Genomic DNA, 8562 nt, shown 5'->3' with positions numbered 1-8562 from the left:
TAAGGCAACGGACTTTGACTCCGTCATTCGTTGGTTCGAATCCAGCTACCCCAGTTTTTTTATATTTTGATGGCGGTATAGCCAAGTGGTAAGGCAGAGGTCTGCAAAACCTTCATCACCGGTTCAAATCCGGTTACCGCCTTCCTGATATGCCGGCGTGGCGGAATTGGCAGACGCGCTGGACTCAAAATCCAGTGCCCGCGAGGGCGTGCCGGTTCGACCCCGGCCGCCGGTATTCTTCCATCAGAAATGATAGGAAAGCATGAGTCAAAAAGAACCTTGAAGCAATCTTCAAGGTTCTTTTTGTATAGTAAGAATATGATCCAAATAAAAGAGCCCTAGCAAGCGCCAGGGCTAAAGGCAAGATTACATGCCTTCGTGCATTGTACGGTTGATAACGTCCAATTGTTGTTCGCGGGTCAATTTGTTGAAGTTAACAGCATAACCAGACACACGAATAGTCAATTGAGGGTAGTTTTCTGGATGTTCCATAGCATCCATTAAAGTATCCCGGTCAAATACGTTGATGTTAAGATGGTGACCGCCTTTTTTGGAGTAACCGTCCAACAGAGCAACTAAGTTTTCGCAACGTTCCTTACTCGCTTTTACCATAAAAAACACCTCTTTGTGATTTTGATAACTATATTATACCATAAAAACCGAGAAAGCGCAACAACTGTTGTTATTATAGACTTTGTACTTGTTTAGACTTAGTGTAAAAAGTATCGATATTGACTAATAAGATATGGCATATTTTCATAAAAATTCATTGATTTAACAACAAAACCACTGATGCGAAGATCAGTGGTTTTTCATAAAGAAACTGTGCTAATTTTTTCTTACCAAATTATCGGGTAGCCGATACGATTCTTTGAGACTGCCTGTTTGGATCAGGCTTGAGGCATGGAGGTTACGATAGGCGCGAGGTGTCATGCCGACTGCCTCGTGGAATTTATTGGAGAAGTAGGAGACGGAATTGAAACCAACCATTTCGGTAATTTGCAGTACAGTGTAATTGGTAGTCAGTAGGAGTTCTTGGGCCTGCCCTAGGCGAACCTGATTGAGGTAGTTGATAGGTGAGAGGCCGAGTTCTTCCTTAAATTGGTGGGATAAGTGGAAGCGAGAAACATGGGCTCGTTCTTCTAATTGCTCAAGATTAATGTTCTTGGAGAAATGATTATCGATGTAGTGCTTAGCTAAGCTGACACTGGCAGATAAGGGCGTCTCCCGTGCCATGGCTAGCTGGCTATTAGCCACGTTATTAAGTCTAAGAATCAAGGAATTAATTAAATGGTCGATAATTTGGCTAGAGTAAGGCTGATTTAATTCACATTCTGTCATAACTTCACGGATAAGACGATAGAACTGATGGTTGCTGTCTTCGAAGCTAAATAGCCCATTATCTGTAGCGTGAGAGGGTAGAATAATCTCTGGCCCCTTGATCCCTATTACTAGATACTTGAGTGGGTAGATAAGGGAGGTGTGCTCCGTATGCTCGATGAAGGGGTTGACGAGTAGGAGAGAGTGTTTGTGGATGGGAGTCCGCCCGAATTCAGTCAGTAGGTAACCAGATCCGTCCAAACAATAGAAAATTTCGGCGAAATTGTGGTGATGCATAGTGGAATGCCAGTTAGCATCATAGGAGACAATATTAACTGATAGAACCTGGAAATGATTTTGACTGACCTCTTCAGGCTTATGGGTGATGGTATAGCGAATATACATGTGGGGACACTCCTTAAAGTTATTAAAACGCTATCATTTATCTAGTTACATTATACAACAATCCGCAAGAATCTGCAAGTTTACAACAAGAATCTGCAAGTAAAACGGTTGCACCTATGGTATGATAAGAGTGTAAGATCCAATAAAATTTTATAAGGAGTGTTTTACATGAAAAAAGCTTTAGTATCAGCAGCTGCTTTAGCTTGTGCTTTGCCAAGTTTCTTCGGAGTTGCCAATGTGTCAGCAGAAGAAAAGGTGACCTTAGACTTCGCAGCCATCGAAACAGCTTATGGGACCAAGTTATGGCCAGAAATCATTGAAGCCTATAAGCAAGTCAATCCAAATGTCGACATCAAGTTGACCATGGAAAAGGAACTCGAAGATGCGATCACCCCACGTCTCCAATCTGGTGACTACCCTGACGTAGTGCTCTTGGCACAAAGCCGTAAGAAAGCTTTACCAGAAACCTTAATCAAGGATAAGGCATTAGCTGACTTAACCGATGTTTTGGATTTGAAGGTTCCAGGTGAAGACAAGACAGTTAAGGAAAAACTCTTACCAGGCTTTACTGATTCTACATCAACTAACCCATATAACGATGGCAAAACTTACTTAATGCCAATGTTCTACTCTCCAACTGGTCTCTTCTACAACAAGGCGCTCTTCAAAGCAAAAGGCTGGGAAGTACCTAAGACTTGGGATCAAATGTGGAAATTAGCTGAAGAAGCTAAGAAAGAAAACATTGCCCTCTTCACCTATCCAACGGCTGGCTATTTAGACACCTTCTTCTCTAGCGTAATCTACTCCGCTGGTGGGGCAGAGCTCTTCAACAAAGCCATGAACTACGATCCAGAAGTTTGGTCTGGCGCTGAGTTAACCAAGGTCTTCGAAACTTTAGGTGAGTTAGCTAAGAACACTGAAGCAACTACTGTGGCTAATGCTAACAAAGACGGCTTCACTAAGAACCAACAAGCAGTCCTAGACAACAAAGCCCTCTTCATGCCAAATGGTAGCTGGGTTGTGGACGAAATGAAAGATGCACCACGTGCTGACGGCTTCGAATGGGGCATGGCGGCTGTGCCAACCCTCAAAGAAGGTGGCAAACAATACGCTTATACCTTCTTGGAACATATCTGGATTCCAAAAGAAGCTAAACAACAAAAAGCAGCCAAAGAATTCATTGCCTTCCTCTACTCTGACAAGGCAGCTGAAATCTTCGCTAAACACGGGGCTGTTCAACCAGTTAAAGGTTTGATTAGCAAGTTACCAGCTGAAAAACAAGTCTTCTATAAAATCTATGACGAAGGCGTATTACCAGGTTTAGGTGGTTTCGTATCTGCTGAAGCCATCGAAGGGGTAGACCTCAAGGCAACACTTTACGAAGCATTCAACTCTGTAGTATCTGGTGACCTCAGCGTGAAAGATTGGCAATCTAACGTCGTAGAAGTAATGAAACAATTCCACGACAGCATCAGCCACTAATGCTAGCTTAAGCATTGACATAGTGCCCACTTCCGCCTTGGTGGGAGTGGGACTTTTATTGATAACGCACGTGTTGATGCCTCTTATGAGCCAGGGTCATACTTATAAGAGACGCCAGCACGGCGATTTAGAAAGGAGTACTTATCATGAATTCAAAAGCATCCAAAACCCGCTTTGCCTTGATTTGCGTGATACCTGCGACCCTCTTGTTCGCCCTCTTCATGTTGTATCCGACATTTCAAGTCTTTCGCATGTCCCTCTACAAGTGGGGTGGATTCTCAGCCAAAAAGACTTTCGTGTATTTCGATAACTTTATCAAACTTTTCAACGACACTAAATTTATTCGAGCCTTCCAAAATACCATTGTCTTAATTGTGCTGGTGACCATTATTACCCTAGCCATTGCCATTCTCTTCGCTTCCATTCTATCGACAGAGAAAATTAAGGGACAAAACTTCTTCCGGGTAATTTTCTATATTCCAAATATCTTATCCATCGTTGTTATTTCCGGTATTTTCTCCGCCATCTATGACCCTAACAACGGGATGTTAAATTCTTTCTTGGCAATCTTTAGAGGGGAGCAGGCTCCACCGATTCTTTGGTTGGGGGACAAGCAGTTGGTGCTCTATGCCTTGATTGGTGCTTTAGTATGGCAGGCTATTGGTTATTACATGGTCATGTACATGGCATCAATGGCCAATATCCCAACTTCCTTCTATGAAGCAGCAGATTTGGATGGGGCGGGTAAGGTTAAGCAGTTCTTCGCCGTGACCCTGCCACTAGTCTGGAATAACATTCGGACTACCTTGACCTTCTTCATTATTTCTACCATCAACCTCAGCTTCCTCTTGGTCCAAACCATGACCAGCGAAGGGCCAAACGGAGCATCTTCGGTAGTCTTATCCTACATGTATGGGCAAGCCTATACCAACTCATCCTATGGCTACGGGATGGCCATTGGGGTTGTTATTTTCATCTTCTCCTTCGTCTTGTCAGCGGTCGTTAGTGCCGTAACCAAGCGGGACATTCTTGAATACTAGAAAGGAGCCAGTCAAATGAGTCGTTCAACGAATCGTTTATACAAGATTTTTATCTACTTAGTGCTGTCGCTCCTGGCTATTTCGATTATTGTGCCAGTGGGTTGGGTCTTTCTGGCCTCACTTAAGGAAAATTCAGAATTCTACCGTTCGCCTTGGTCCTTGCCAATGGGACTCTACTGGCAGAACTTTGTCGATGCCTGGAACCGGGCTAGCATGGGAGCTTATGTCTTCAACTCGGTAGTCGTAACGGCTATGGCTTTGGCGCTTCTCTTAGCCTTGGCCTTGCCAGCCGCTTATGTTCTAGCGCGTTTTGAGTTCCCAGGCCGTGGCCTTTTACGTCAACTCTTTAAGGGTGGACTCTTCATCAACGTTAACTACATTGTAGTACCTATCTTCTTGATGTTGGTCGATGCAAAAAAAGGCTTTGCCATGATGCCAGAGCTCTTAAACAACCGCTTCATCCTAGCCTTGGTCTATGCGGCAACCTCTCTGCCATTTACCATCTATCTCTTGTCTAGCTACTTCATGACCTTGCCGTCAACTTTTGAAGAAGCGGCTTCGATTGATGGAGCTAATCATTTCACGACCATGATGCGGATTATGATTCCTATGGCTAAGCCAAGTATTATCACGGTTATTCTCTTTAACTTCCTAGGCTTCTGGAATGAGTACATCATTTCCTTTACCCTGATGAATAAACAAGAGTTACGGACCCTGCCGGTAGGTTTGATGAACTTAATGGCAGCGCAAAATGCGGCCCAACAATATGGTCAACTTTACGCCGGCATGGTCATGGTCATGTTGCCAACCCTCATCCTCTATATTTTCGTTCAGAAGCGTCTGACCGAGGGGATGACAGCGGGCGGCTCCAAGGAATAAGCCAAGCCTTGATATTGAGACTTAGAAGACGAAGGAGATGTAGTAAATGGCCAAATCAAAAGGCAGACTTACTTTACCAAGTGAGCGCAATTTCCTTGCGCAAACTCAAGAATTATTAGATCGATGGGGAGCTGATGCCATCCGCGATTCCGATGGGACCAAGTTAGAAGAAGCCGTCAAAGATTTAGATGCTTCTATCTATACAACCTATTTTGTAGCTCGAAATCATAATGATTTTATCAAAGACCATATGGAAGAGTGCCAACAACTCTATTTGATGTCGCCCTTCCATACCGCAAGCAAAGAAAGCTTAGCCATTGATTTCATGCAGGGCTACTATCGGGAACAAGTAGTACCTGACTATCACCATGATCCTAAGGAGTGGTGGGAAGTCATTAACCGCACCACTGGCCAAGTAGTCCCAAGCAGCCAGTGGCAGGTGGATCAAGAGCGGGACCTAGTGCTTGTGGAAGGGGCAGAGCCCTTCCATGAATATACGGTTTCCTTCTTAGTTTATAAGATTTGGGACCCAACTCAAATGTATAACCATATCACTAATAATTGGGGCGACTCAGTGGCTCATGATATTCCTTTTGATGTGCGTCAGCCACATTCCAACCGCTTCATGTCAGACTACCTCAGACGTTGGTGCCAGGAAAATCCTAAGACGGATGTGGTCCGCTTTACCACCTTCTTCTACCATTTCACCCTCGTCTTCAATGACAAGGCCAAAGAGAAATTTGTCGACTGGTTTGGTTATGGAGCTTCTGTCTCACCAGCCGCCATCCTAGCCTTCCAAGAAGCCAAAGGTTATCGTCTGAGACCGGAAGACTTTGTTGATCAAGGTTACTATAACACGGCTTTCCGCGTGCCTTCTAAGGCCTACTTAGACTATGTCGATTTCCAAAGCCACTTTGTGGCTCAAGAAGCCAAGAAGTTAGTGGATATCGTACATGAAGCAGGCAAAGAAGCCATGATGTTCCTAGGCGATAACTGGATTGGGACCGAACCTTATGGCCCTTATTTCAAAGATATTGGCTTGGACGCAGTAGTTGGATCAGTCGGAGGCGGGGCTACCTTGCGGATGATTGCCGATATTCCACATGTTAAATATACCGAAGGTCGCTTCCTGCCATACTTCTTCCCAGATACCTTCTATGAAGGAAATGATCCGACCATTGAAGCTAACGAGAATTGGCTGACAGCACGCCGGGCCATTATGCGTAAGCCGGTTGACCGGATTGGTTATGGGGGTTATCTCAGCCTTGCCTATAAATTCCCTAAATTTGTTTCCTATATCGAAGAAGTGGCGGATGAATTCCGGGATATCTACGCCATTGTCAAAGACACCAAGCCTTATGTGGGGCTAAAAGTAGGGATTCTCAATGCTTGGGGAGCACTTCGTACCTGGCAAACGCACATGGTGGCGCATGCCTTGCACTATAAGCAAATCTACTCCTATTTAGGGATTCTAGAAGCCCTCAGTGGTGCGGCGGTTGAGGTAGTCTTCTTGAGTTTTGACCAGGTGATTGCTGACGGCGTGCCGGCAGATGTGGACGTCTTAATTAACGCAGGCGATGCCGGAACCGCCTTTAGTGGTGGCCAACATTGGGCACGCCCAGAATTGTTAAGTGCCATTCGTCGCTTCGTCTACCAAGGCGGCGGTTTGGTTGGCGTTGGCGAACCAAGTGCCCATCTTCAAAATGGTCGTTTCTTCCAATTAGCTGAAATTCTTGGGGTGGATAAGGAGTTAGGCTTCTCCCTATCGACCGACAAATACTTCACTCAAGCCCAAGGCAGTCACTTTATTACGGCAGATTTAGTGACTGGTCAGGTGCCAGATTTCGGGGAGTCCATGCATAACCTCTATGCCCTAAGTGAAGAGACAGAAATTTTAGAATACAGCAATGGCGAAGTTCATATGGCAGCACACGATTATGGTCAAGGTCGTGGGGTCTACCTAGCTGGCTTACCTTACAGCATTGACAATACGCGTTTACTCATGCGTGCCCTCTACTATGCGGCACATAAGGAAGCTGACTTTAATAAATGGCATAGTAGCAACCCAGCTGTTGAGGTTCATGCCTACCCAGCTAAGGGCAAGTATGCAGTTGTAAATAATACCGCTGAGCCACAAGTAACGACTGTCTATGATGGTCAAGGAATTAGCCATGAAGTTTCCTTGGCTGCGAGCGAAATTCGATGGGAGGAGATTTAGATGTCTCATAAAATTCGTGTTCTCATTCGTCTTCTGGTTGCCTTGGTCTGCGTTGGCTTTATCATTCACCTTCAAACAACGGTTAGCCGAGAGAATCTTTTGGGCATGCTCTTAGCTTTGGCAGGTTTACTAGCGGTGCTCTTTGACTATAACTACGACTTTAACCATCCTAAACGCGATTAAAGGCCGGATGGCTCTACCAAAGGAGAGGAGGAAGGAAAATGAGAAAAGCAATGGGTGTGGATATCGGCGGAACTAAGGTAGCGGCGGCTATCATTGATGAGCAGGGACATATCACTCACCGTGTTCAAGTGCCCAGCGATACCTCTTCCAGTGAGGCCATGTTAGCATGCGTAGTAGGTGTCATTGACGCCTGCCTAGCAGAGGCAGGGGTGGATGTATCGGATTTGACCGGTATCGGCTTAGGGATACCAGGCAAGGTGGATAGCCTAAACGGGGTAGCTATCTTCCAAAATAATATCCCTTGGGAGAAGTTTCCGGTGGTAGCGCGCCTGGCGGACCGCTATGCGCAAGTACCAATCGCCATTGAGAATGACGTCAAGGCGGCTGCCTATGCGGAATATCGCTTGGCTGGCATGGGGCCGCTGGATGTGTTCGGCTATTTGACGGTCTCAACCGGGATTGCCTGCACTAATATCGTCAACCATCAGATTATTCGCGGTGATGGTTTCTCAGGTGAAATTGGCTTCTTGCCAGTGCCCTCCTCTACTGGCCTGCGTCCTTTGGAAAGTGTTTGCGCTGGCCCTGGGATTGAGGCCATGGCTCGCGCCCTCTATCTGGATGATCGGATTACGGTGGCCCAAGTCTTCGCTCGTGCCCTCAAAGGGGAACAAATTGCCAATGAATTAGTAGACCAAAGTGCCATGGGGGTGGCCATTGGACTCTTCGCTATGATCTGCCTCCTAGATCCTAAAGAAATTGTCATTGGCGGTAGCGTGGCAGTCAAGAATCCATTCTATGTGGAGCGGATTAAGGCGGTCCTAGAGCGTTATGCCCACAAAGAACAAATGCATATTCTGCCTCACATTCGGGTCACAGACCTGGGGGGAGATAACGGAATTATTGGGGCTGGCTTCTTAGTGATGCCTGCCCAGGATATTCAAGTCTTTTAAATAGGGGAGCCTCAGCAAGAGGGCTAGACACCGGAGTCTAGCCCTCTTGCTCTGATTTTAAGCCTAATAAAAAATCCCATTATAT

7 protein-coding genes, 2 tRNA genes and 1 pseudogene are annotated in these 8562 nt (G+C 45.7%); 8 read left to right on the top strand and 2 right to left on the bottom strand.

Going from position 1 to position 8562, the window contains the following annotated elements; genetic code table 11:
• Positions 1-71: 71 nt before the first annotated feature.
• Together Q0339_RS04660 and Q0339_RS04655 are read left to right on the top strand one after the other, a co-directional pair.
• Positions 72-142: transfer RNA gene (locus Q0339_RS04660), tRNA-Cys, on the top strand.
• 9 nt (positions 143-151) lie between these two features.
• Positions 152-235: transfer RNA gene (locus tag Q0339_RS04655), tRNA-Leu, on the top strand.
• A 131-nt stretch (positions 236-366) separates the two neighbouring features.
• Here Q0339_RS04655 and Q0339_RS04650 read toward each other — a convergent pair.
• Both Q0339_RS04650 and Q0339_RS04645 read right to left on the bottom strand, forming a co-directional pair.
• Positions 367-597 (bottom strand): annotated as a pseudogene (locus Q0339_RS04650) (glycine radical domain-containing protein); the annotation flags it as partial.
• A 231-nt stretch (positions 598-828) separates the two neighbouring features.
• Complete coding sequence (locus Q0339_RS04645) at positions 829-1725, bottom strand: AraC family transcriptional regulator (protein WP_298077647.1); 897 nt, start codon at positions 1723-1725, stop codon at positions 829-831.
• 168 nt (positions 1726-1893) lie between these two features.
• Between Q0339_RS04645 and Q0339_RS04640 the strand changes: the two genes are divergently transcribed.
• The 6 genes from Q0339_RS04640 to Q0339_RS04615 all read left to right on the top strand — a co-directional run bounded on the left by Q0339_RS04640 (position 1894) and on the right by Q0339_RS04615 (position 8477).
• Complete coding sequence (locus Q0339_RS04640; RefSeq protein WP_298077646.1) at positions 1894-3207, top strand: carbohydrate ABC transporter substrate-binding protein; 1314 nt, start codon at positions 1894-1896, stop codon at positions 3205-3207.
• Positions 3208-3353: 146 nt separating this feature from the next.
• The gene (locus Q0339_RS04635; protein ID WP_298077645.1) at positions 3354-4247 is read left to right on the top strand and encodes a sugar ABC transporter permease; all 894 of its coding nucleotides are present in this window, start codon (positions 3354-3356) and stop codon (positions 4245-4247) included.
• A gap of 15 nt (positions 4248-4262) precedes the next feature.
• Entirely contained in the window at positions 4263-5126 is an 864-nt protein-coding gene (locus tag Q0339_RS04630) for a carbohydrate ABC transporter permease (protein WP_070755148.1), read from the top strand.
• A 46-nt stretch (positions 5127-5172) separates the two neighbouring features.
• Entirely contained in the window at positions 5173-7344 is a 2172-nt protein-coding gene (gene gnpA, locus Q0339_RS04625; protein WP_298077644.1) for a 1,3-beta-galactosyl-N-acetylhexosamine phosphorylase, read from the top strand.
• The gene (locus Q0339_RS04620; RefSeq protein ID WP_070755150.1) at positions 7345-7527 is read left to right on the top strand and encodes a hypothetical protein; all 183 of its coding nucleotides are present in this window, start codon (positions 7345-7347) and stop codon (positions 7525-7527) included.
• Between the two features lie 38 nt (positions 7528-7565).
• The gene (locus Q0339_RS04615) at positions 7566-8477 is read left to right on the top strand and encodes an ROK family protein (protein WP_298077643.1); all 912 of its coding nucleotides are present in this window, start codon (positions 7566-7568) and stop codon (positions 8475-8477) included.
• The last annotated feature ends 85 nt before the right edge of the window (positions 8478-8562 follow it).

The sequence above is a fragment of the uncultured Abiotrophia sp. genome (assembly GCF_938010525.1).
In the GTDB taxonomy this organism is placed as follows: Bacteria; Bacillota; Bacilli; order Lactobacillales; family Aerococcaceae; genus Abiotrophia.
The sequence above is the reverse complement of the archived record's forward strand: the minus strand, read 5'-3'. Positions and strand labels throughout refer to the sequence as shown.

Coding starts and splice junctions, on each gene's coding strand:
- Q0339_RS04640 (WP_298077646.1), top strand. CDS start 1,894: ATGAAAAAAGCTTTAGTATCAGCAGCTGCTTTAGCTTGTGCTTTGCCA.
- Q0339_RS04620 (WP_070755150.1), top strand. CDS start 7,345: ATGTCTCATAAAATTCGTGTTCTCATTCGTCTTCTGGTTGCCTTGGTC.
- Q0339_RS04630 (WP_070755148.1), top strand. CDS start 4,263: ATGAGTCGTTCAACGAATCGTTTATACAAGATTTTTATCTACTTAGTG.
- Q0339_RS04615 (WP_298077643.1), top strand. CDS start 7,566: ATGAGAAAAGCAATGGGTGTGGATATCGGCGGAACTAAGGTAGCGGCG.
- Q0339_RS04645 (WP_298077647.1), bottom strand. CDS start 1,725: ATGTATATTCGCTATACCATCACCCATAAGCCTGAAGAGGTCAGTCAA.
- gnpA (WP_298077644.1), top strand. CDS start 5,173: ATGGCCAAATCAAAAGGCAGACTTACTTTACCAAGTGAGCGCAATTTC.
- Q0339_RS04635 (WP_298077645.1), top strand. CDS start 3,354: ATGAATTCAAAAGCATCCAAAACCCGCTTTGCCTTGATTTGCGTGATA.